Genomic DNA, 22,483 nt, shown 5'->3' with positions numbered 1-22,483 from the left:
GCCCCCGGGCAGGGGGCGATTTTAATGATGCCCGGAGCACAAACGTTAGAACTTTACAATAAAGGGTCGGCTATTTCAAGGTTGTGCAGGAGAGAGCGAGAGGGATACGAAATTGGCGAGGATGGTACGGGAGGCTGCGTTGAAGGTCTCCTCTGCGGCGATGAAGCCCGAGAGGTGGTCGGCGCGCGGGGAGAAGAAGCCGTCCCAGAGGTCCACGATGGAGCGGTCAACCTCGGGGTGAAACTGCACCCCGTAGATGCGCCCGGGGAGGCGGAAGGCCTGCGCCGGGCAGGCGGGGGAAGAGGCAAGCAGGGTCGCCCCTGGCGGCGTGGTGAAGCTGTCGTTGTGCAGCTGGAAGGTGACGAAGGGGTTGCCGACGCCGGCAAAGAGGGGATCGGCAGCGCCCGCAGCGGTGAGCTCGACGTGGTGTATGCCGTGTTCCCCGTGGGGCGAGGGGGAACTCACCGTGCCGCCGCAGGCGTGCGAGAGAAGCTGTCCACCGAGGCAGATGCCGAATAGCGGCAGCCCGGCGGCGACGGCCTCCCGCATGAAAGCGATGACGCGCGCGAGGTGCGGGTGCCGCTCCGTGTCGTGCGCACCCATCTCCCCCCCGAGCACCACCGCCGCCGTGAGGCCGGAAGGGTCGGGAATCGGGTCCCCCGTGAAGGCGCAAACGGTGCGGTAAGGAACGCGCGCCTCCTCGAGGACCTGGTGCAGCATGCCTGCCGGGCAGTTGGGGTCGTTTTGCACGATGAGGAACATGATAACTCCTTCTTTATCGCTTTACGCCGAGCGCTCCCCGCTCCCCGAAGACGATGGGGGAGTCCGGAAAATCATCGGCCGAGAGTCTGCGTATAAGGCGCATGGCGCGCCGCTTTGGGTCGGGGCGCGGTCCGGTGCCGGGAGACTGCCGAAACGACTCGATGCTTCCGGCAACGAAGGATCCGTCGGCGGTGAGTTCGGCGGTGATGAGCGGCGCGTAGCCGCTCTCCCCGGCGACGCTCACCCCGCTGCAGGTGGCGAAGTTGCCGAGGCTGTAGGCGATCAGCCTGCCGCGGTAAAGCTCCAGCCCCCGCGGCACGTGCGGCCCGTGCGCGAGCACGAGGTCGGCGCCGCGGTCGATGGCGTCATGGGCGAAGCCGACCAGGTCGCCGCGCGGCTCGTCGAGAAAACGCTCCATCCCCGGGGAGACGTGCAGCGCCCCGCGCCCCTCGGCACCGGCGTGCACGGAGATGATGACGATGTCGTTTAGGCGCGCCTCAGTGGCGATCTCCTGCAGGGGGTGTGCCGGGAAGACGATGGAGCGCGGCGCCGGGCCGTAGGAGAGGGAGATCACGGCGACCTTCACGCCGCGCACGTCGAAGCGGGCCACCTCGCCCCTCTTGCTGGAGAAAAGTATCCCCGCCTCCTCGAGGGCGCGCCTCGTCTCGGCGAGCCCTTCCGGCCCGAAGTCGTGGGCGTGGTTGTTGGCGAGCGAGACCATGGAGAAGCCCGCTTCTTTCAGGTTGCGAACGTAGGATGGGGGGGTGCGAAAAAGGTAACGGCGCCCGGGAAGGGGCACTTTTCCGGGGAGTTGCGCCTTGGTGAGCGGTCCCTCGAGGTTGCCGAGGGCGAGGTCGGCGCGCTTCAAAAACGGCGCGGCCGCGGCGAAGAGGTCCCGGCCGCCGCGCGGCGGGAGCCTCGGGGTCGGGTAGTCGGTGCCCATCATGATGTCGCCGACCGCGGCAATGGTCACCGTCCTCCCGGCGGCCTCGGCCGGAGGAGAGGTGTGGGGGACGAGAAGGGAGAAAAGAATCGCGACGGCGGCGCGCCATGGGGTGAGCGGGGTCAGCGGGGTTCTCCTTTTGCCTGCAAAGCGTGCACTCCCCCTCCCGGCGCCCCATTTTTTGGGCACCCCGGAAGGGGGAACACGGTATCAACCCTTTTTGTGCAAGAGCCCTTCGGCGAGCACCTCGACCACGTCCCGCACCTTGACCTCTCCGGCACCGCGGTCCTTCAGGCCGTCCTCCATCATAGTCATGCAGTAGGGGCAGGCGACGCATACGGTGTCCGGCTTTTCGGCCAGGAGTTCGTCCACGCGGGTGTGGTTCACCCTGTCGCCGATGAACTCCTCCATCCACATGCGCCCGCCGCCGGCGCCGCAGCAGAACGAGTTGCGGCCGTGGCGCTCGGCTTCCTGCGGTGCGCTGCCGGTGACGGCCTGAACCACAGTGCGCGGCGCCTCGAAGATGTCGTTGTGGCGCCCTAAGTAGCAGGGGTCGTGGTAGGCGATTTTGCCGAGGCTCTTCTCGCTGCCGTCGAGCTTGATGCGCCCCTTTTTGATCAGGTCGGCGATCAGCTCGCTCTGGTGCACCACCTCGAGCTCGAGGCCGTACTGGCGGTAGTCGTTTTTCAGCGTGGTCAGGCAGTGCGGGCAGAGCGTGATCACCTTGGCGACGCCGCGCTCGCGGAAGATTTCCACGTTCTCCTTAGCCATCTTGTCGAAGAGGTACTCGTTGCCGAGGCGTCTAAGCGAATCGCCGCAGCACTTCTCGTCCTTGCCGAGGATCCCCCAGGAGACCCCAGCCGCGTTCAGGACGGTGGCGAGCGCCACGGTCACCTGTTTCGCGCGGGAATCGAAGGAGCCGGCGCAGCCGACGTAGAGGAGGTATTCGGTCTCACCCGCGACAAACGGCTTCACGGGAAGGGTGGAGACCCACTTGGCGCGCTCGCCCGGGGCGATCCCCCAGGGGTTGGAGCGCTGCTCCATGTTCTCGAAGAGGTTCAAAAGCTCCTCGGGGAACTTCGACTCAGTCTCCACCAGGTGGCGGCGCATCTTGACGATCTTCGGCATCTGTTCGATGAGGACCGGGCACGCCTCCATGCAGGCGCCGCAGGTGGTGCAAGACCAGATGGCGTCCTCGGTGTTGGTCCCCTCCCCTTCGTCGCCGATGAGCGGCAGCGTCCCTTTTCTTCCATCCTTCAGCGCCGGGCCGTTCTCCAAGAGGTTCGTCTTGATGGCGTGCACTACCTGGCGCGGGTTCAGCGGCTTTCCGGTGATGGAGGCGGGACAGACGGACTGGCAGCGGCCGCACTCGGTGCAGGAGAAGGAGTCGAAGAGGTCCTTCCAGGTGAAGCGCTCCACGCTCCCGACACCGTAGACCGCCCCCTTCTCGAAGGTCTCGCGCGGCTGCGTGGCGGGCCAGTTAAGCGCCCCGAAATAGCAGTTGGGGATCGCGGTCAGGATGTGCATGTGCTTGGAAAGCGGCAGGAAGCAGATGAAGGCGATCAGCACGAGGGCGTGCACCCACCAGGAGACGCTCTCCACGAGGGTAAGATCGACGCCGGCATGGGTGAGCCAGGCGGCCACCACGGTGGATACCGGCATGGCGGAAGCGGCGGCCTCCCTACCCTGCGCGATGATGGCGCCATGCATCCCGAAGTAGGCGAGCATCAAAAGCGCGATGAAGGAGAGGATGGCGAACGCCTCGGGGCTTCTCCCCTTCACGTACAGGCTGTCCAGTTGCGGCGGCCTGACCACGATCCTGCGCACGAAGGAGAGGGCGATGGCGAAGAGGGTCAGAAGCGACACCACGTCGAAGGCGACGAGGAGCGCCCTGTGCAACCCTTCCGGCAAAAGTGCGAGGCTAAGCGACGGGAAGACCCCGTTCACCAGGAACTCGCCGTTCGCGATGGCGAGGATCACGAAGGACCAGAAGATGACGAAGTGGTTCAGGCCGAAGGGCTTCTTAATGACGCGCAGCTGCCCGAAGGCGTAGAGGAACATCTCAGAAAGACGGCGCCCCGGCTGGTCGAACCTCTCCTCGGGCAGTCCCAGAAGGACCAGCGACAGGCGGCGGTAGACGCTCCAGGCGAAAAACAGGAGCGAGGCGACCAGAAGCGTCGTGAAGATGGCGGTTTGCATGGGTGGTACCTCGTATCGTTTGCGGCCTATGGCCGCTAGCAGGGTTCTTTTTCTCTTGCGGCTACTTGGCCCCGGAGCGGGCCGCTTTCAGCGTCCTCAGCTTCTGCGTGAGCGCGGGGATCACCTTGAAGAGGTCGCCTACGATGCCGTAGCTCGCCACCTCGAAGATGGGGGCCTCGGGGTCTCGGTTGATGGCGATCACCACGTCCGAGTCCTGCATCCCGACCAGGTGCTGAATCGCGCCGGAGATGCCGCAGGCGATGTACACCTTCGGGCGCACCGTCTTACCGGTCTGACCCACCTGGCGGTCCGGGGGCATCCACCCGGCATCGACCGCGCTCCTGGAAGCGCCGACCACGCCGCCAAGTACCTCGGCGAGTTCCTCGAGCATGGAGAAGTTCTCCTTGGCCATCATGCCGCGCCCGCCGGAGATGATGAACTCAGCGCCGGCGATGTCCACCTTGGAGCCGCCGCCGTCCATCAGGATGTCGAGCACCTTCACTTGGACGTCATTCTCGGCGATCGGCACCGGCTCGCGCACGATCTCTCCTTTAGCCTGCGGGTCGAACTCCGGCATCGGCATGACGTGCGGCCTGACCGTGGACATCTGGGGACGGAACTTGTCGCAGACGATGGTGGCCATGATGTTGCCGCCGAACGCGGGACGGGTCTGCATCAGGTTCCCCTTCTCGTCGACGGAGAGGCCGGTGCAGTCTGCGGTAAGCCCGGTGGCGAGGATGGTGGCGACTACGCCGGCGAGATCGCGCCCAAGGCCGGTGGCGCCCATGAGGATCACCTCCGGCTTGTACTTCTCAACCAGGGCGCAGAGGCTCTTCTGGTACGCCTCGGTGCGGTAGTGCCGCAGTACCGGCGCGTCCATGAGGTACACGGTCTCGGCGCCATAGCCGAACGCCTCGGCGCAAAGCTTCTCCACGTTGTCGCCCATGACCACGGCGCAAAGTGGCGCCTTCCTCGCCTGGGCGAGCTCCTTACCTTTCCCCAAGAGCTCCCAGGAGACCTTGGCGGCCTCCCCCTCGGTCTGCTCGATGAAGACCCAGACGCCGCGGTAGGCGGCGAGCTTCTTCTTAAGCGCCGCCTCCTCGGGGTCCTCCTCCACGACCTCTCCACCGGAAGCGGCGGCGAGTTCCTGAAGGATGCGCAGCTCCTCCGGGGTGAAGGCCATCTCGATCGCCTGCACGGGGCAGACCTTCACGCATTTGACGCACCCGATACAGCGCGAGGGGTCGATGATCGGCTCGCCCGCGTCGTTCATCTGGATCGCGTCAACCGGACAGGCGCTCTGGCAGCGGGCGCCGCAGGCTATGCACTTGTTTTCCAAAAGCTGCGCCTTGCCGCGCGGTTTTTTCGGTGGTTTCACAGCATCGGTCATTGCTTCTTCCTTGATGATTCCTGGCTGACGATCGTTCGCCTATTCCGGCTCCCGGTCGCCCGAATCCAGGTGGTGAATTTGAATTAAAGCGCTAAGAGATCCTTCTCGATCATCTTGTCGATGAGGAGCTGGGCCGCCCCCTCCGGGTCGTGCGCGCCATCCCCGAGCATCTCCCCCTTGGCCCTCTCGGGGGAGAAGATGCGGCTTACCCATGTGGGGGAGCCCTTGAGGCCTATGGTGTTCACGTCGAGCCCGAGCACGCTGTTATCCCACACCTCCACCTGCGCGTCGGCGGACTCGAGGCGCATGGCGACCGTCGGGTAGCGGGGACGGTTCAACTCGCGCACCACGGTGAGCAGTACCGGAAGCGGGGCCTCGACGTGCTCGTGGCGCCCCTCGAGCTTGCGGCTCACCTTGATCCTGCGGGCGGAAAGGTCAAGCTCGTCGACCCGGTCCACCAGGGTGAGCTGGGCGAAGTCCAGACGCGTGGCGATGCCGGGGCCTACCTGGGCGGTGTCGCCGTCGATGGTCTGCTTGCCGCAGATCACCACGCCAACCTCGTCCTCCTGGGCCAGGCGCTCGATGGCAGCGGCAAGCACCTTGCTCGTGGCGAGCGTGTCAGCGCCGCCGAACACCCGGTCGGAGAGAAGCACGGCCCGGTCCGCCCCTTGGGCCAGCGCCTTTCTGAGGGTCGCCTCGGCGTTGGGTGGCCCCATGGAGATGGCGACCACGCGGCAGCCGTAACGGTCCTTGAAGCGGAGCGCCTGTTCCACAGCATGGGTATCGTAGGGGTTCACGATGAAGGGAACGCCCTCACGGATGAGGGTGTTGGTGACGGGATCGATCTGTACCTGCGTGGTATCTGGGACCTGCTTGACGCACACCACTACGAGCATGGCTACCTCGGAAGTGAATTTTTATGTCTTAACGTTACTAGAGATTTCAGGAAAAAAGTTGACCTAGGTCAAGGAGCGGTAAAAAACTGAGGGGTGGAGGGCACGCCGTCAGGCGCGAAACTGTCTGCCCAAACCCCTTGCTTTTTGCGAAATGATCTTCTACCATCACGCGAGGTTCAGCGCCAACACATCACCCGATCAGTCACGGGTGGAGATACATGTCAGATAGATACGTCGAGAAAAACTTCCTTTACCTGCTGCTGCTCTCGCTGCTGTGCCATCTGGCGGTATATCTTGTTATCACGTTAATCCCCCCTGGACAAGACAAAAGCAAAAGGCCCCCGGAAGCGACCATGGTCGATCTGACCGACCTCCAGGAGCTCCCTCCCCAGCCGAAACCGGAGATCAAGCCGCAGCCCAAACCCGATATCAAGAGGTACTCGGAAACCCCGCAGCGCGTCGTCAGGGAGATGGCCCCGAAGGCGAGCGATGCGGTAGACCGGATACTGCCGCAAAGAAAAAGCGCTCCGCCCCAACCGAATCGCCCTTCCCAGGCAACGCGTGAGCCGTCCTACCCAGCGCCCCAGCCGTCCAGAGAACAGGCGGCACCGGGCCAGGGGATCTTCAAGCCCAAAAGCGCCCCGCTGGACCGCGCGAAGCTCTTCCCGAGCGCGACCAAGCTAGCGCGCCTTGAGGAGAGCTACCGCGAAAAGTACCGCAGCGAAGTCGAGGAAGGGGATACCCGTTTTCTTAACACCGACGATATCCAGTTCGGCTCGTTCCTGCGCCGGCTGGAGACCGCCATCTACGGCGTCTGGCATTACCCGCAAGCGGCACTCATGCGCGGCATCGAGGGGACGACGCCGGTCAGGATCACCTTCAACCGAAAAGGAGAGATCGTCCGCGTCGACATGCTGGAAAGTTCCGGGAGCAAGATCCTGGACGACGAGGTGCTGCGCACCCTGAACGCCCTCGGGCCGATAGGCTCCTTTCCCAAGGGGTACACCGGCGAAAGCTTCAAGCTGATCGCCTTCTTCCACTACGGCAGCGGCAGCGGCCGGCTGCACTAGCAGCCCAGTCGCTGCCTCAAGAACGCCTCGAAATCCCCGTTGAATTCATCGCGCTTCAGCGCCATATCCACCGTCGCCTTCAAAAAACCGAGCTTGTCGCCGCAGTCGTGGCGTATCCCGTCAAATCGGCAGCCGTAGATCGGCTCCTGGCGCGACAGCGTCTTGATGGCGTCGGTGAGCTGAATCTCCCCGCCCTTCCCCGGCTCCTGGGTCTCGAGGATCGGGAAGATCCCCGGCGTCAGGATGTAGCGGCCGATGATGGCGAGATCCGACGGTGCCTCGGCGACCGGCGGTTTCTCCACCAGGTCGAGCACCTCGTAGGCGCGGTTCGCCAGGTGGTTCGCACGCACGCAGCCGTAGGAAGAGATGGATTCCATGGGGACCTGCTCCAGGGCGAGGACCGGGGAGCGGTAGCTCTCGTAGGTCTCGAGGAGCTGGGCAAGGCAAGGCTTTTGAGCGTCGATGATATCGTCACCCAGAAGTACGGCGAAAGGCTCGTCCCCGACGAACTCCTTGGCGCAGAGGATGGCGTGGCCAAGCCCCAGCGCCTCCTTCTGCCGCACGAAGAAGATGTTCGCCATCTCCGCGATCTCGCGCACCTGCTGCAGCTCGTGATCCTTCCCCTTCTCGTAGAGCAGCGACTCGAGCTCGAAGGAGATGTCGAAGTGGTCCTCGATGGCCCTCTTGCCGCGGCCGGTGACGAAGAGGATCTGTTCGATCCCCGAGGCGACCGCCTCCTCCACTACGTACTGGACGAGCGGCTTGTCGATGAGCGGAAGCATTTCCTTGGGTGTTGACTTGGTGGCCGGCAGGAAGCGGGTGCCAAGCCCCGCGACCGGGAAAACGGCCTTTTTAACGCGCATCGTAATACTCCTTGCTCATGTCTTATTGATTCGTCTCCCCTCCCCTTGCGGGAGGTTCATCCGGGAATTCCGAGAATTCCGGGGAGCCCGGTGTGTTCTCACGAAGCGCCGCAGGTGACCTAGCGCTCCCCCCTTTGCGAAGGGGAGACGGGGGGGATTTGCTTTTGTTCCCGGTACTTGCTGTTAAAAATTAGACATCAAGCGTCTGATCCCACTGCGTGTGCGATGGACTCTTCAGTTGGTGCATGTTGAGAAGACGAGGCTAAATCCCCCCTGTCCCCCCTTCGCAAAGGGGGGAACGTGATGCCATGCTCACTGCTTCGAGACTAACGCACCCATGTCCCCCACCCGTCTGCTCCTACATCCCCCTTTTCGCCGACTCCAGGGTGTTCTGCAAAAGCATGGTGATGGTCATCGGCCCAACGCCGCCCGGAACCGGGGTGATCGCCGAGGCACGCTCGCTGGCCGCGGCATACTCCACGTCGCCTACGAGCTTCTTCTCGCCCACGCGGTTCACCCCCACGTCGATGACCACGGCCCCCTCCTTGATCCAGGCCCCCTTGATCATCTCGGGAACACCGACCGCAGCGATTACCACGTCCGCCTGCCCCACCTTGGCGGCGAGGTCGCGGGTTTTCGAGTGGCATAGCGTCACCGTCGCGTTTTGCTGCAGGCACATGAAGGCGACCGGCTTACCGACGATGTTGGAGCGCCCGACCACGACGACCTCCTTGCCGGTCAGGTCGACACCCGTCTCCTTGAGCATCACCATGACGCCGTAGGGGGTGCAGGGCTGGAAGAGCGGCTTGCCGATGACGAGGCGGCCGACGTTGTAGGGGTGGAAGCCGTCGGCGTCCTTCTCGGGCGATATCGCCTCGAGGACCCTTTCGGTGTTGATCTGCTTCGGCAGCGGCAACTGCACGAGGATGCCGTGGATCTTCGGGTCGTTGTTCAGCTTGTCGATGAGGGTGAGGAGTTCCTCCTCGCTCGTTTCCGCCGCGAGCTTGTACTCGTCGGAGAAGATACCGACATCGGCGCACGCCTTCTCCTTCATGGAGACGTAGACCTTGCTCGCCGGGTCCTCCCCGACAAGCACCACGGCGAGCCCGGGGACGATCCCCCGCTCCTTAAGTTTTGCCGCTTCTGCGCTGATCTCGGCGCGGATCTTTGCCGCGATGGCCTTACCGTCGATGATTTTCGCCATGAACGTGTACCCCTCTTTCCGCTGGAATATGCAGGCGCGGCGCGTCCTCGCGGGCGGGCCGGGCTCAGTTTTTTAAGCTGTCGATAATAATTAAAACGGAAGGTTTTGTAAAGGATTTTGCCGGGAACGGGGGACAAAAAAAGCCCCCGTGGGTACGGGGGCCTTGTCGTTTCATGGCGTGATCAGGAGGCCGAAGGGCAACCGGCGCATCCCCCGCCAGAGGGGCAGGAAGGGGCCGCCTTGGAATCGCTGTAGCCGTCACCGTACCACCCTCCCCCTTTCAGGGAGAAGCCGGACTGGGAGATCAGCTTTTCAACGGAGCCGCCGCACTTAGGGCACTCCGTGGCGGGTGCGTCGGAAAACTTCTGGCGCAACTCAAAGGTTTCGTTGCAGCTTTTGCATTGATACTCGTAAAGTGGCATCGCTTTTACAACCTCCTATAAACTTTTCCGCCGGTCGCAGGCGGCCGGGGACAGGTACAAATATAAGTACCCGGTACATTTTTTGTCAAGAGGCAACGATCAGGCTCTGGCTGATGGCGAAGAGCAGGCGCGAGCGATAGATGATCCCAACCACCTTCTTGCCGTCCACCACGGGTACTCTCTGGAAACGGTGCGTGAGAAAGAGCCTCGCCACGTCGCTGACGCTCGCGTCCTGGGTGACCGAGATGGGCTGGTGCTCCATGATGGCGGAGGTGGGGAGATCCTTGATGCGGTCGCACAGGGAACCGAAGAAGGCGGGGTCGGATTTCCCCTCCGGCGCGTCGTCCATGATGGCGGTGATGATACTCAAGGGCGTGAGGATTCCCGCGAGTCCCCCCCTTTCGTTGACCACGATCAGGCCGGGTGCGGCGTTCAGGAAGCTCTCGTCGCCGAAGTTGCTCTTCATGATCCGGACCGCCTCACCCACCGTGGTCTTGGTGGTGATGGACGGCACGTCCGTTACCATAATGTCTTTCGCCTTCATTGCTGCTCCTTCTCCGATTTGAATAAGGGCAGGAGGTCATCCTGCTCCACCCCTTGTACTCTGACCACCTTGTGCCGGGACTTGGCGCCCGACTTGATGCTGACCTTGGACTTGGCGATGCCGAGGCTCTTCGCGATGAGCTCGACGCACTGCTTGTTCGCGGCGTCATCCACCGGCGGCGAGGTGAGCCGTACCCTTAGCTCCCCTTCCTTCGGGCCGCAGATCTCGCTGCGCGAGGCGCGCGGCTGCACGTGCACCGTGAAGAGGAGCCCCTCAGGTGTGCGTGTTACCCGTACCGTCTCTTCGTTCATTTATTTGTCCAGGGCGAGCAGCTTATAGTAGGTATCCAGGAGGTTCTTGAAGCCCGACTCGAACTGAAGCTTGTCCCTCTTCAGCTCCTGGATCTGGTTGTTCAACTGCACCAGCTTGTTCTCGGCGTCCGCGATGATGCGCTCCCCCTTAAGCTCAGCCTCCGAGATCATGAGGTGTGCCTCCTTCTGGGCGTTCGCCTTCATCTCCTCGGTGATGCGCTGAGCCGCCAGCATGGTCTCGCGCAGTTGCGCCTCGCGGGCCTCCATCTCCGTCATCTGTGTCTGGTTGCGGTTGATGCGCTCCTTCAGGTCGTTGTTCTCCCTGATGAGCTCCTCCATCTCGCCCGCCACCAGTTGCAGGAAGGCATCCACGTCCTCCGGGTCGAGCCCGCCGAACATCTTCCCCTTGAACTGCTGCTGCTGGATGTCCATGGGGGTTATCTTCACAGGGCACCCCCTTTGAGCTGGTTACTGTAGATGATGAGATAGCTGTAGGCCGTGTCGAAGACCACGATCTGCACGAGGTAGATCAACGCGAAGAGTACGAGCGGAGAGAGGTCGAGCATGCCGGTGTCCGGCATGTAGCGGCGGATGCGGCGCAGCGCAGGCTCGGTTACCCGGTAGATGAAGTTGACAATGGGGTTGTAAGGGTCGGCGTTGACCCAGGAGATGATGACACTGGCGAGCAGGATGTACTTGTACACAGTTAAAAGACCGTTGGCCAACTCGATGATCTTCGCAAGGGCCAAGAGTATGTTGGCGAACAGGATCATTCATCCCCCTCTTTAAATGGTAGTAAGCACGCCAAGCTATACAGAAAACACGATTGTTTGTCAAGCATCGCAGGGGTGTTCGGATAGGCGCAACTATCAGCAAAACTAAGAACATTTTTGTAAGGCGAACAAATAAAGGAGACGAAAGAGAGGGTGCCCGGAAGAGGCAGCGCTTTTTCATATCCGATTTTATATATTGACTTAAAGTTGGAGATGATTTAAAAAGTTCGACAAGAAAATCAATGAGGAAGCACCACCGTCGCTGGTGGGCGGCCCGGTCTTCAAAACCGGTGTGGGGGGTGAGAAACTTCCCAGGTGGGTTCGATTCCCATGTGCTTCCGCCATTACCCTACCTCCATAAAGAGAGCCTTTGGTATCACCAAGGGCTTTTTCTTTGTCTACTCCAGTACAAGAAAGGGTTATTGGAATGAATTCTCGTCCAGTCGCCGTAACGTGCCCCTCGTGCGGATTGAGTAAATCCGTCCCCTTCGACAAATGCCCGCCCGACGCGACGGTCACCAGTTGCCCCAGATGCAAAACCAGCTTCGTTTTCTCAAGGGACGCGGCGACTCTGCCGCTGCCCGAACCGATTACGGACGAGGTGGCGCCACCCGCCGTCGCGGCATCGACGACGAAAGCCCAGGCGACTCGAAACTGTCCTAAGTGCGGCTATCAGAGGCAGGAGTCCGATGCCATCTTCGATGCGGCGTCATGCCCCAAGTGTCACGTGGTCTATGACAAATGGACGACCGGCCCAAGCGGATCCTCGAAGAAAGCCTCCGGCAGCATCCCCAACGTCAAGCTGGGCCCCATCATCTACCACCGGGAGGAGCGCCTCTTCATGATCCACGCCGTGGTTGCGACGATTTACTGGCTGGGGCTGCTCTTCGCGACCAAAGGCGTTTTCGCGTTACTGCTGCCCGCTTTCGGCATCGCCCTCCTGATCGGTCAATCCGCACTGATCGCCCATCTGAAGGGCAACGGCATCAAGCTCTCCCCCACCCAGTTCCCCGACCTTTACAACCGGCATCTCACCTGCTGCAAGACGCTCGGCCTGAGTGACCTTCCCGACGCCTACCTGATCAACGGCAGTGGCTTTCTGAACGCCTTCGCCACGAGGTTTTTGGGCAGGAACTTCGTCGTGCTCTACACGAACGTCATCAACGCCATGTCCGACCGTCCCGAAGCGATCAACTTCTACATCGGGCACGAACTCGGTCACATCAAACAGAGACACCTGCAGTGGGCACCCTTCCTCTGGCCCGCAAGCCTATTCCCGCTGATAGGAGCCGCCTACTCCCGTGCCCGCGAGTACACCTGCGACCAGTACGGCAGAGCCTGCTGCGACAGCACCGAGAGCGCTCTCAAAGGACTGATCGCGTTGTCCGCAGGAGAAAAGCTCTGGTCCGAGGTCAACGTGGAAGCCTACCTGAATCAGATCGAGCAGAGCAGCGGTTTCTGGATGTCGTTGCACGAGCTCATCTCCGACTACCCCTGGCTCGTCAAGCGAGCCGCACGAGTCGACAACCCGTTTGCCGCCCCCCCGCCACGCAGTTTTTTCGCCTGGTTCTTTGCCCTCTTCATGCCGCGCATGGGAGTAGGAGGATCAGCCGGCGGCGTTCTGGTCACCGTAGCCATCATCGGCATCCTGGCCGCGATAGCCGTCCCCCAGTTCGCCCAGTACCAGGCTAAGGCGAAAGCACACAACGCAGAGATGGGAGTGGGCAGGGTGAACAGCAAGTAAGAACGTCAGGGCAAGTTCTTGAGACTTTATAATTTGGGTGTCAAAGTCGTGATTTCAAGAATCTCCTCTTATCACCACCGCACCAAACACTTAAAAGGAGGGAAACATGCGAGGGCTTTTGACAATGCTTTTGGCGGTATCAGCTTGCACGGTTGTCGGGTGCACCCAGATCTCAGCTCCAATACGCCCAACAGCTGATAGGTCAGACAACTCGGCGTTGAGCGGAGACCAGTATTCCGAGGTGGGAGGGGCTGTGGTACGCCAAGAGGACGTTCTAACTTTCCCTGCTTTCTCAACAGAGAAGTGGGTTGAGTTTAAGGAAGAGAACATGGAGCGAATTCCGCCTGGAACAATATTCACTGCCGCATTCCAAGGCCCTGGTGAAACCTATCAGTGTGCCCCACCGATGGCCACCCCGCTTGTTGTTTTTGGTACCCCAGAACCCTCTACCTGCCTCTGGATATCAAAAGAAGGCTTGGTAAAAGGATCTTGCACCTGCGGAATGCCTGGAACTTGCTATGATTTTTCCAGTCAGCAACCTCCTGTTCAGATGAAGCTGACAACAGCGTATGCTCCCGGATCTATACGCAAAGAGATCCTTTATAATGGCAAATCCAAAGACACAATCAAGATGGTTTATCGTGAATTTGCAAACGATATGGCTCGCCCTGCTTTTTATCAAGACCTAAGCTATGACTTGTCGGAATCCAAAGTGATCGGGTTTAGAGGGCTGGTGATAGAAGTTTTGGAAGCCACTAACACTGGAATAAAGTATCGGTTTACCAAGCGAAGCTGGATTTAAAAGGGGCAGGGCTGGACGTTGTTGATATATTTACATTTGGTGAGGCAAGTAGAGGGGGCCTGGGGTCAGGTCTTGTTTCTTGATTTTATTATATTTACGAGGGCCGAGTTCAAGAATAAAGACCTGCCTCCCAGGCTCTGAATCCTCGGCAATGAGACCTAGCGAGGAATAAATTTGTATAGAGCGCAGAGGGACAGAGCGCAGGGGACACATATAAGATAATAAGTTTATATCGCCGAATCTTATAAACTTATACGTGTCCCCTTATTTCCATAATCTACAAACTTATACCTGCCGTCTTTGTTCCCCCACTTCGAAACCCTCTCATTGATCTGATAATAGTCTAGGCCGGTCAGACTAGGGACGGTAATGGTAAGAAAATCATGCATGAAAATTATAAATTAGGGATCGCACCAAGTGATTTTATAGCAATGCTCGCAAAAGGCGTCTCAGGAGCAGTTCCTGTTATTGGCCCCTTTGTAGCTGAAGTCCTAGGAGCAGTAATACCGAACCAAAGGGCAGATCGTTTTGTGAAATTCTTGGTTGCTTTTGAAGAGAGAGTGAAAAAGATAGAAGTTGACAGCGGTGAACTCAAAGCCAGATTCATGAGCCCTGAATTTATAGATATATTTGAGGAGGGCGCAACGCAGGCAGCAAAAGCATTTCTTGCAGAACGCCGTGAATATATTGCTCAAATTCTTACTAACGGGTTAAGAGAGAGTGAGCTAAATCATTTAAAAACAAAAAAATTGCTTCAGTTACTATCACAAGTTTCTGATCCAGAGATCATCTTTCTTCAATTTTACTTTCTTGTTCAAGAAGGTGCCCCAGGTGAAGATAATGAGTTTTACCAAAAACACCAAGGTGTAATGGAACTCGCTGACAACTCTTTGGGTATGCCAATTGAGAACTACCAAGACTACGAAATACAGAAAGCCTATTTATATAATCTCACACATCTTAAGCTATTGAAGAATGATTCTTCTGGACCTCCTTCTGTAACTTATCTTGGAAGATTATTTTTAAAATCGATCTTAGGCACAGCGACAACTTCAACATGAGGGGAAGTCCCCCACTTGTCATGCTGCTAAGTACGGGGATGGGACTGGAATGAGGGTCAGGTCTTTATTCTTGATTACCCGTTGACGATCCGAACAAACCTCTCGGCCAAGAAGGAGTAAATTGAGCAAGAGTAAAGACCTGTCCCCCATGGTTGCATGGTTGCTGGAGACAACAAAGCCCTAAAGTCAAAACTTCAGAGACGTCCCGCTATTCGCTGTAGCCTGCCTAACCGGTCAATAACAATCTTCGCCAACAGAATCGACAACAAATTAAGGGGAACATGTCTGAAAACGAAAATTCCATAACAGAAAGACTAATTGCAAGCGCTGGTATCGCAAAGGGAATGCGTGTCCTTGATATCGGTTGTGGCAATGGAGTAGTCTCATTTCTCCTTTTGGAGGCAGTTGGCCCAGAAGGAGAGGTTATTGGCATAGATATCAATGGAAGCGCTCTTGAGATGGCTAAACACCGCGCGCAATCAAGCAATGTCTCGAATGTCAAATTTTGCGTCGCAGATATTTCCGCACACTTGCCAGAACTGGGAGTCTTTGACGCTGCATTTGGTCGGCGTGTTCTTATGTACTTGCAAGACCCCGTATCTGCTTTGAAAAACATTTCCAGCAATGTCAAAAGCGGCGGAGTGGTTGCTTTCCAAGAAAGTGATTCAACAATTACACCTGCACGCATTACTTCTCTCCCCCTTCATGAAAAAGTAAACCAATGGATATGGCGAACTGTTGAGAGGGAGGGCGGCAATCTTCATATGGGATTCGAATTACCAACCGTTCTTACCGAAAGTGGGTTTATTGTCGAGAATGTTAAAGCAGAGGCAATTATTCAGGGGCAAAAATTACACTATCCATTTTCAACAGTGGTTCGGGCCATATTACCAAGAATAGTCGAACAAGGAATAGCGACTGAAGCTGAGATCGATATTGATACGCTTGAGCAAAGATTGAAAGAAGAAAGGCCAAAGAGCTGCGTGTTTATTAGCGACCTCGCTTTTTCTGTTTTGGCACGCAAGCCCTAGAAGCAGCGTAAGAGTCACGGGCGGCGAGGGGCTGGAGGTAGAGTAGAGGGCAAGGGAATCTGGGAATCTGGGGCCAGGCTTGCAAAGTTGCGATTTCTGATGCTCTGGCCGTTAAATTTGCTATTATTGCAGGCGCCCCCCATAACTTCCAGGAGTTACGGTTTCGACGGTAGGGCTAGAAGGAGAACGGTGAAAGGGAGGTCTTGCCCCCCTCTACATCTTCAACCGCAGGTACATCTCCTCGACCTTGTCTCTGGCCCAGGGCGTCCTTCTTAGGAACTTGAGGCTGGAGGAAATGCTGGGGGTGTGGGTAAAACAGCGAATGTCGATCCGCTTTCCCAGCTCTTCCCAGCCGAACTCCTCCACCAATTCGGTGAGAATCATCTTCAAAGTGACGCCGTGGAGCGGGTCGGTAGGCGATTGAGTGGTCATGGTTTCATCCTGATTGCAGCTTGGTGCAAATCTGAGTAAAGTGGCGTGCTGTTGATATGGCTGATTGACCGGAACGAGACTCCCCAGTCAACTCCCAGCCGCTGGGTCATAAAGAGAGGTAAGGCACATGTCCATTGATCCTTTATTGGGAGAGCGACTCCAGGCCGCATTGCATTGTCGACATCCCAAGCTCTGGTTGCATTTGTTGCGCGCGTTGGCAAAAGGCAAGCCCGTGGCTAAAGCAAGCATAGCACTCGCTCTCGATATCCCCCTGCGAGACATAGAAACGGCTTTGATGGAATTCAAAGACACCGTGTTCGATGATGACGGCAACATAATCGCCTGCGGACTGTCTCTGATTCCCACACCACACCGCTTCAGCGTTGACGGCCACAATCTGTTTACATGGTGTGCACTGGATGCTCTGATGTATCCCGTTGCATTGCAGCGGATGGCTCTGGTGGAATCACGCTGCCCGGTCACAGAAGTTCCGGTTCGGTTAACTGTCACGCCAACAGGGGTTACCGCGCTGACTCCGGTCGAAACTGTGGTGTCTCTCGTGATACCTGCCGACCAGGCAGGTTGCTGCAATGTGCGCAACGCTTTTTGCAGCCAAGTCCATTTCTTAAGCGCCCCAGAGGCTGCGGATAAATGGCGCTCCACGCATCCGGAAGCGACGATTCTGTCCGTTGAAGAGGTCTGGCGTTTGGGACGCGCAATAGCCCAGCGTCGGCTGGATAAAAAAGATAAAATTGCGGGCTGAATTCCCCCTATTTGTGTTGTGACGTCATTGATCGTCCAACACGCTGCGGATTTTGGCGGCCAGCTCTCGTAAGGCATACGGCTTTTGGATGAAGTTCACACCTTCGTCCAGCACTCCCCGGTGTGCGATGACATCCGCGGTGTAGCCTGACATGAAGATAAACCTCATACCGGGATGAGAGGCGGTCAGTCGATTCGCCAGGTCATGGCCGTTCATCTGCGGCATCACAACGTCGGTGACGACAAGCTCGACGGGCTCACCTTCTGCGAGGGCAAGCGCTTCGCCCGGGGTGACCGCGGTGAGCACGCGGTAGCCTAGGTTACGAAGGTAGTTCTCCAGCAGGCGTAGGTTGGCCTCCTCGTCCTCTACGATCATCACCGTCTCGGTTCCGCGCCCCGGATCCATAATCCGGTGCTCGACCTCGGACGCACCATCCTCAGTCCGCGGGAGATAGATACGAAAAGTCGCCCCCTCCCCCGGCTCGCTATAAACATTGATAAAGCCGCCATTTTGTTTAACGATGCCGAAGACGGTCGCAAGCCCGAGCCCCGTCCCCTTCCCCACCTCCTTGGTGGTGTAGAATGGCTCGAAGATGCTCGACATCTTCTCCCGAGCGATCCCCCGTCCATCGTCACTTACCGTGAGAGTAACGTAATTCCCCGGAATGAAATCCGGGTGCTCGTAGCAATACTCCTCGTCGATGGATGCATTCCCAGTCTCTATCTCCACCTTCCCCACACCGCCGATTGCATCCCTCGCGTTGGTGGCGAGGTTCGCGAGAATCTGGTCAAGTTGTCCGGAGTCCATCCTGACCTTCCAGAGTCCCCGAGCCGGCTTCCAGGCAAGATCAATGTCCTCCCCGATGAGCCGACGGATCATCTTTAGCATGGGCTCCAATGTAGCGTTCAGATCGAGCACCTTGGGGGCTATGGTTTGCTTCCGGGCAAAGGCGAGCAGTTGGCGCGTAATGTCTGCTGAGCGCTCGGCGGCCTTTGCGATCTCCTCGAGGCGTTCCCTGACCGAGCTCGCGGGATCGACCTCCATCAAAGCGAGCTCGGCACTGCCGTGAATGACCAGGAGCATGTTGTTGAAGTCGTGGGCGACCCCTCCGGCGAGGCGTCCCACGGACTCCATTTTTTGGGATTGGAAAAGTTGCGATTCCAAGTGCTGTCTCTCGCGCTGGGCGCGCATCTGCTCCGTTACATCGCGTGCCACCACCACGGAGCCGACAACAGCCTCTGTCGCGTCCAGAATCGGGCTGAAGCTGAAGCTCCCCATCCACGCCTCCCCGGTGTCCCTGCGCCGCAAGTTGTACATAACATTCGTGGCTTGTTCGCCGCGAAGGGCACGTTGTAGCGCCAGTTGCCCCGGCGGAACCGGTTCTTGGGTGTCACCCAAAAAAACATCGAGGATGGATGGGACCGTCTGGAGAACTTTCGCGCACTCGTCCTTGCTCTGGAAACGGTGAAAGGAGGCAAAGGCGTCGTTGAATTCCACGGTCCGTCCGTCGCTGTCGGCGATCAACACGGCATCGGTCATGCTGTGCAGGGCCGATCTGAGCTTCGCCTCGCTCTCTCTCAGGCTTTCCTCGGCCCTAGACCGCTCCAGTACGACGGCGCACTGAGCCGCCACCCATTCAATAATCCGAAAGTGCTCTTCGGTCCAGTGTTGGGGTTCCTTCGAATAGGCCTCGACGGCACCAACGTTTCGGCCTTCCACCCGCAACGGCGTTGCCAGGATCGACCGAAAGTTCCGCTTGGGGGAGGACGGTACGAGGATGTCCGACCGCGCGGTCAGGTCGTCCACATACCCGGTCCGGTCACGTCCCATGATCACCGACGCAAATGATCTCTCCAAAGGCCATGTGGCATCGGCCAATTCGTCCCACCCCGCGTAGCTCGACACCACCAGGCTCTCGCCCGCAGACTGCACAATTGCTGCCCCGCTGGCGGCTTCACCAAGCAGGGACAGGAGCGAGCTGCACACCTGGTCGAGCAGCTGCTTCCCACTTCCACCGCCGCGCAACGAGGAAAGGATGGTCACGAGCATCGACTCGCGCTGCTGCAACTCTTCGTTGGCGCTGCGAAGCTCCTCCGCCTGTACCTGAAGTTCCTCTGCCTGCTGTGTCAGTTCCTCAGCCTGCTGCCTGAGTTCCTCTTCCTGGCTTTGCAGTTCCTCGGTCTGCTGAGCAAGCTCCGCGCTCTGCTGGGTCAGCTCCTCGTTCTGTTGAGCCAACTCTTCCGCCTGCTCGTTGATCTCCCGGTTTTGCCGCTCCAGCGCTTCGTTGGACGCGGAGAGATCCAGATTGGCAGCGGTGAGCCTCTCGGTCAACCGAATGATCGCGTGAATGGCGCCCCCGATCACGGTGATGTTCACTACCTGGAAAGACCACTGCATCAATTCGTAGAAGTCATTGGTATTCGGGTCTGGCAGCACCCAGAAGGCCTTTGCGGCAGCAATGGCCATAAAGGAGCCCGCCATGGCCCATAGGAGCCGCAGGTCCCGGTGCCAGAGGCACGCAAGCAATGGCAGGCCGTAGGTGAGTGTTATGAGTGTGTTGGGAAGAAGGAAAATCCGAAGGTACGCCATCAGGCCGACGGATACCAGGAATATGACCACAGAGAGAGCGATGGAAGGCTTTCTGGTCCCGGAAGCTTCACTTCTCATACTTACTCTCCCGTTTTTCGATAGACATTTGCGGCCACTCGGACCAGAGTCAGCGAAGGGGGCAGCTTTTCGGCCTTTCCGACCACTAGTGCACCGTCGTGTCCAAGCGCCGATGTCAGCCTCTCCCAGAGCAGTACCACATGTGGCTCGTTCAGGTAGATGGCAACGTTGCGACAGAGGATGATATCCCATCCTCCCCCGGGGATGTCGGAGAGCAGATCGCCGACTTGCCATCTGCATCGATCCCGGAGTGCCTGCGTGATGCCGGATCGCGCGGGGGGCGAGGGGAAAGCATCAAGCCCTGCCGCCTCCCGCGCGTGGAATATGCCAGCGCGGGCGCGGTCAATCGCGTCCGCGCGACAGTCCATCCCCAACAGCTCGCTCTCCTCCAAGGCGCCCAACTCTTCCAAGAGCATCGCGATCGAGTATAGCTCCTGCCCGTCGGAACAGCCGGCGCTGAGCACCCTCAAACCGTGCCTTGAGCTCAACAGCTCCGGGAGGAGATTTTTCCTTAGATAGTCAAACACTGGACGATCGCGGAAAAACTCTGTCACCCCGATGAGAACAGAGTTGAGCGCTTGCCCCAAAAGTTCCGGTCGCAGTTCCAGAGCAGCTTTTGCCTCACAGGCCGTAGTGACGCGAAGTTGACGCAGGCAGGATGGCAAGCGGCGGGCCAATGCCGCCGGTCTATAGGCGGATGCATCCAGTCCGAACCGTCCCAAGAGCCACACGAGGAAAGGATCAGGCACTGCTTCCGCAACTGACTCCTGCGGGGCATGGACATCTTTAGCTTTATGAAAGCTAGTTGAAGGGGAAGACTTTTTAGCAACCGGGCGAGTTCGTCCAGAGGTGCGGGCCGGACGCGCGACGCCCTCGAAAAAGACGTGACTCAGGTCGTATTTAGGTATGCAACAGGAATCGAACTGTTCAGACTGCGGAGGCACCGGAACGGGCAACGCGGAGTTTCCATCTGAACATTTTAATTCCAAATGATCATTCATGCGTCTTTGCAAGTTAGCACCACCCTAAAGAAAGGAAAATGGTATGCGCCCGCAGGAGAAGTTTTTCAAAGTACTGATGATAAGGTGGGCCTTTATCTGCAATTTTTAAGTTTCGTGCGCAGACCGCTTTTATCAGGCCAGCGGAAGCTGAAAAATAAAATACCTGCCATCGTCGAAAAGGGCAGGTTCTAGGTGCGGCACAACGCGCAGCACTTACAACCGCTTCGGTAACCCCTCTTCCCGTTCCGGGCAGGTGGCTTTGCGTCGTCCGGTCCCCCGGATTTTGCCTTTTCGGCCGTATATTATATATTTGGGAACAGAATGAGGCAACGGCACTGAGATGTCAACGACAAAGAAAGGCGGGGTCAGGTCAGGCATGCAGAGGGAAAATGGGACAGGCTACTTTATCAATTCTAGCAGCAGGAAAATATTAAAGTAGCCTGTCACCTTTTTCCTAGGCGAATTTGGGATTTCGAGGCACCTCAAGCTTGTTAAAAAACTCGAAGCCGATAGCCTCGACCGTCGACCGGAAGTAATCTATGAAGAGATCAGCATCGTCTTGGGTGTATGAAATGGCAGGCAGCATCTTCTTCTCAATGATATACAGGGAAAAGTACTGAGCATAACCGGCGAGGAGGTGCTCAATCAGGGTGACCGCGACGAGCGCCAGATTGGCTAGATAGACCTGGTCTGGAGTGGTTTCCTCCTCCAGCGCCCCAGTACGAAAGATCTCCTGGATCCTCCGGCACCCGTAATCAAAACAGTCGCTTTGGCTTGCGGGATTCTTCATCTCGCTCGTTACGGCGGACTTTTCAGCATCGAGCGCTTTAGCAAACCCGTCGACCGATGAGAACTTCCCGCTCAGGAGCTTGCGGAAAACGCTGAGCATCCTATCATAGGAGAGCTGTTCAATGCCCGTTTGCATAGCAAAGCGCTGGAAACACTCATCAAGAGATCCCGACTTCCTGTAAACATTCTCCTGCATCCGGTCGATTTCCGAGAGGGAATAGTTCGTTAACTCGCCCTGGTACTCATCATAAGTTCTGAACAGAGTTCTTATGGACTCTATGATATTTTGCCTGTTCTGGTTACTCATCAAAAACACAAGGTTGTTGGTGTACTGTGCCTCTGTTCCGTGCACCGATGTCACGTAACTTTTGTACTCCTCGTAGTGCGCTGGACAGTAGTTTGTCGTCTGGTCGTGATTTTCGTACTTCGCCTGCGACATGCAGCCCGCATAGCTGCACTCTTTTCGGGATACGGAGATGTTCCAGTTGGGCATGGCCAATTCCTCACGGGGTTGAATTGATCTTGGTAAGAAAGAAAGCGACGGTGGGGTATTTTTCCGTAACGCGTTTAAGGTTCGCGTTTATCTTCCACTCTGGGTAGGCCGCCACTTCCTGCTGGCAGGTGGCATAGCGCTGGCGAACCAAGTCGTTTGGCTCGGCCAGATGCATCTTGAGCGTCCAGGCCAGGAGCATAGCGATATTGTTGTTTATGGTGCCATCATGCCACATCGCCTCAATCTCACCGTCGAGCTTGTCCATCATCAGCTTGATGAATGCCTGTTCCTCGCTATTCATTCATACCTCCTCTTTATTGGTA

23 protein-coding genes, 1 tRNA gene and 1 riboswitch are annotated in these 22,483 nt (G+C 58.2%); of the genes, 7 read left to right on the top strand and 17 right to left on the bottom strand.

Annotated features, from left to right (window positions below; genetic code table 11):
• Positions 1-75 precede the first annotated feature (75 nt).
• The 5 genes from E8K79_RS07620 to E8K79_RS07600 form a co-directional block, all read right to left on the bottom strand.
• Entirely contained in the window at positions 76-762 is a 687-nt protein-coding gene (locus E8K79_RS07620; protein WP_136514221.1) for a type 1 glutamine amidotransferase, read from the bottom strand.
• Between the two features lie 13 nt (positions 763-775).
• Complete coding sequence (locus E8K79_RS07615) at positions 776-1,894, bottom strand: CapA family protein (protein WP_246043760.1); 1,119 nt, start codon at positions 1,892-1,894, stop codon at positions 776-778.
• 21 nt (positions 1,895-1,915) lie between these two features.
• Complete coding sequence (locus E8K79_RS07610) at positions 1,916-3,904, bottom strand: heterodisulfide reductase-related iron-sulfur binding cluster (protein WP_136514220.1); 1,989 nt, start codon at positions 3,902-3,904, stop codon at positions 1,916-1,918.
• Between the two features lie 61 nt (positions 3,905-3,965).
• Complete coding sequence (locus tag E8K79_RS07605) at positions 3,966-5,294, bottom strand: FAD-binding protein (RefSeq protein ID WP_136514219.1); 1,329 nt, start codon at positions 5,292-5,294, stop codon at positions 3,966-3,968.
• Positions 5,295-5,377: 83 nt separating this feature from the next.
• Positions 5,378-6,190 carry an electron transfer flavoprotein subunit beta/FixA family protein gene (locus E8K79_RS07600; protein ID WP_136514218.1) on the bottom strand — a complete coding sequence of 271 codons (813 nt, stop codon included), beginning with the start codon at positions 6,188-6,190 and terminating at the stop codon, positions 5,378-5,380.
• Between the two features lie 218 nt (positions 6,191-6,408).
• Here E8K79_RS07600 and E8K79_RS07595 point away from each other — a divergent pair, with 218 nt between their 5' ends.
• Entirely contained in the window at positions 6,409-7,260 is an 852-nt protein-coding gene (locus E8K79_RS07595) for an energy transducer TonB (protein WP_136514217.1), read from the top strand.
• Here E8K79_RS07595 and galU read toward each other — a convergent pair.
• From galU to E8K79_RS07560, 7 genes are all read right to left on the bottom strand, one after another.
• Positions 7,257-8,123, bottom strand: coding sequence for a UTP--glucose-1-phosphate uridylyltransferase GalU (galU, locus tag E8K79_RS07590; protein ID WP_136514216.1), 867 nt, complete (start codon positions 8,121-8,123; stop codon positions 7,257-7,259). The two genes, E8K79_RS07595 and galU, sit on opposite strands and share 4 nt — an antisense overlap.
• 358 nt (positions 8,124-8,481) lie before the next feature.
• Entirely contained in the window at positions 8,482-9,327 is an 846-nt protein-coding gene (folD, locus tag E8K79_RS07585) for a bifunctional methylenetetrahydrofolate dehydrogenase/methenyltetrahydrofolate cyclohydrolase FolD (protein WP_136514215.1), read from the bottom strand.
• A 182-nt stretch (positions 9,328-9,509) separates the two neighbouring features.
• Entirely contained in the window at positions 9,510-9,749 is a 240-nt protein-coding gene (locus tag E8K79_RS07580; protein WP_135871958.1) for an FmdB family zinc ribbon protein, read from the bottom strand.
• 85 nt (positions 9,750-9,834) lie between these two features.
• Complete coding sequence (locus E8K79_RS07575; RefSeq protein WP_129127656.1) at positions 9,835-10,293, bottom strand: CBS domain-containing protein; 459 nt, start codon at positions 10,291-10,293, stop codon at positions 9,835-9,837.
• Positions 10,290-10,604: a DUF167 domain-containing protein gene (locus E8K79_RS07570; RefSeq protein WP_135871960.1), complete on the bottom strand. Its 315-nt coding sequence runs from the start codon at positions 10,602-10,604 to the stop codon at positions 10,290-10,292. Before E8K79_RS07570 ends, E8K79_RS07575 begins: the two co-directional genes overlap by 4 nt.
• Positions 10,605-11,051, bottom strand: coding sequence for a DivIVA domain-containing protein (locus E8K79_RS07565; protein WP_136514214.1), 447 nt, complete (start codon positions 11,049-11,051; stop codon positions 10,605-10,607).
• Entirely contained in the window at positions 11,048-11,377 is a 330-nt protein-coding gene (locus E8K79_RS07560; RefSeq protein ID WP_135871964.1) for a YggT family protein, read from the bottom strand. The genes E8K79_RS07565 and E8K79_RS07560 overlap by 4 nt, the downstream gene beginning before the upstream one ends.
• Positions 11,378-11,623: 246 nt before the next feature.
• Here E8K79_RS07560 and E8K79_RS07555 point away from each other — a divergent pair.
• The 5 genes from E8K79_RS07555 (at position 11,624) to E8K79_RS07535 (ending at position 16,015) form a co-directional block, all read left to right on the top strand.
• A tRNA-Sec gene (locus E8K79_RS07555) sits at positions 11,624-11,721 on the top strand.
• A gap of 125 nt (positions 11,722-11,846) precedes the next feature.
• The gene (locus tag E8K79_RS07550; RefSeq protein WP_198419792.1) at positions 11,847-13,121 is read left to right on the top strand and encodes a M48 family metallopeptidase; all 1,275 of its coding nucleotides are present in this window, start codon (positions 11,847-11,849) and stop codon (positions 13,119-13,121) included.
• Between the two features lie 253 nt (positions 13,122-13,374).
• Positions 13,375-13,923, top strand: coding sequence for a hypothetical protein (locus E8K79_RS07545; protein WP_136514213.1), 549 nt, complete (start codon positions 13,375-13,377; stop codon positions 13,921-13,923).
• A 383-nt stretch (positions 13,924-14,306) separates the two neighbouring features.
• Complete coding sequence (locus E8K79_RS07540) at positions 14,307-14,984, top strand: hypothetical protein (RefSeq protein WP_136514212.1); 678 nt, start codon at positions 14,307-14,309, stop codon at positions 14,982-14,984.
• A 281-nt stretch (positions 14,985-15,265) separates the two neighbouring features.
• Complete coding sequence (locus E8K79_RS07535) at positions 15,266-16,015, top strand: methyltransferase domain-containing protein (protein ID WP_198419791.1); 750 nt, start codon at positions 15,266-15,268, stop codon at positions 16,013-16,015.
• A gap of 213 nt (positions 16,016-16,228) precedes the next feature.
• On the opposite strand, the gene E8K79_RS07530 is transcribed toward E8K79_RS07535, so the two are convergent.
• On the bottom strand, positions 16,229-16,447 hold the full coding sequence (locus tag E8K79_RS07530) for a VF530 family protein (protein ID WP_136514211.1): 219 nt from the start codon (positions 16,445-16,447) through the stop codon (positions 16,229-16,231).
• A gap of 127 nt (positions 16,448-16,574) precedes the next feature.
• On the opposite strand from E8K79_RS07530, the gene merB reads away from it, so the two are divergent.
• Positions 16,575-17,210: an organomercurial lyase MerB gene (gene merB, locus E8K79_RS07525; RefSeq protein ID WP_136514210.1), complete on the top strand. Its 636-nt coding sequence runs from the start codon at positions 16,575-16,577 to the stop codon at positions 17,208-17,210.
• Positions 17,211-17,234: 24 nt separating this feature from the next.
• Here the strand turns inward: merB and E8K79_RS07520 are convergent, their stop codons facing one another.
• From E8K79_RS07520 to E8K79_RS07505, 4 genes are all read right to left on the bottom strand, one after another.
• Positions 17,235-19,877, bottom strand: a complete 2,643-nt coding sequence (locus E8K79_RS07520; RefSeq protein ID WP_136514209.1) for a GAF domain-containing hybrid sensor histidine kinase/response regulator — start codon at positions 19,875-19,877, stop codon at positions 17,235-17,237.
• 2 nt (positions 19,878-19,879) lie between these two features.
• Positions 19,880-20,878: a CheR family methyltransferase gene (locus tag E8K79_RS21575; RefSeq protein WP_136514208.1), complete on the bottom strand. Its 999-nt coding sequence runs from the start codon at positions 20,876-20,878 to the stop codon at positions 19,880-19,882.
• 223 nt (positions 20,879-21,101) lie between these two features.
• Positions 21,102-21,176: riboswitch (cyclic di-GMP riboswitch) on the bottom strand.
• 156 nt (positions 21,177-21,332) lie between these two features.
• Complete coding sequence (locus tag E8K79_RS07510; protein WP_136514207.1) at positions 21,333-22,160, bottom strand: hypothetical protein; 828 nt, start codon at positions 22,158-22,160, stop codon at positions 21,333-21,335.
• 10 nt (positions 22,161-22,170) lie between these two features.
• On the bottom strand, positions 22,171-22,461 hold the full coding sequence (locus E8K79_RS07505; RefSeq protein WP_136514206.1) for a hypothetical protein: 291 nt from the start codon (positions 22,459-22,461) through the stop codon (positions 22,171-22,173).
• Between the last annotated feature and the right edge of the window lie 22 nt (positions 22,462-22,483).

It is taken from the genome of Geomonas edaphica (assembly GCF_004917075.1).
Taxonomy (GTDB): domain Bacteria; phylum Desulfobacterota; class Desulfuromonadia; order Geobacterales; family Geobacteraceae; genus Geomonas; species Geomonas edaphica.
This window is presented reverse-complemented; position numbering and strand designations above follow the sequence as displayed.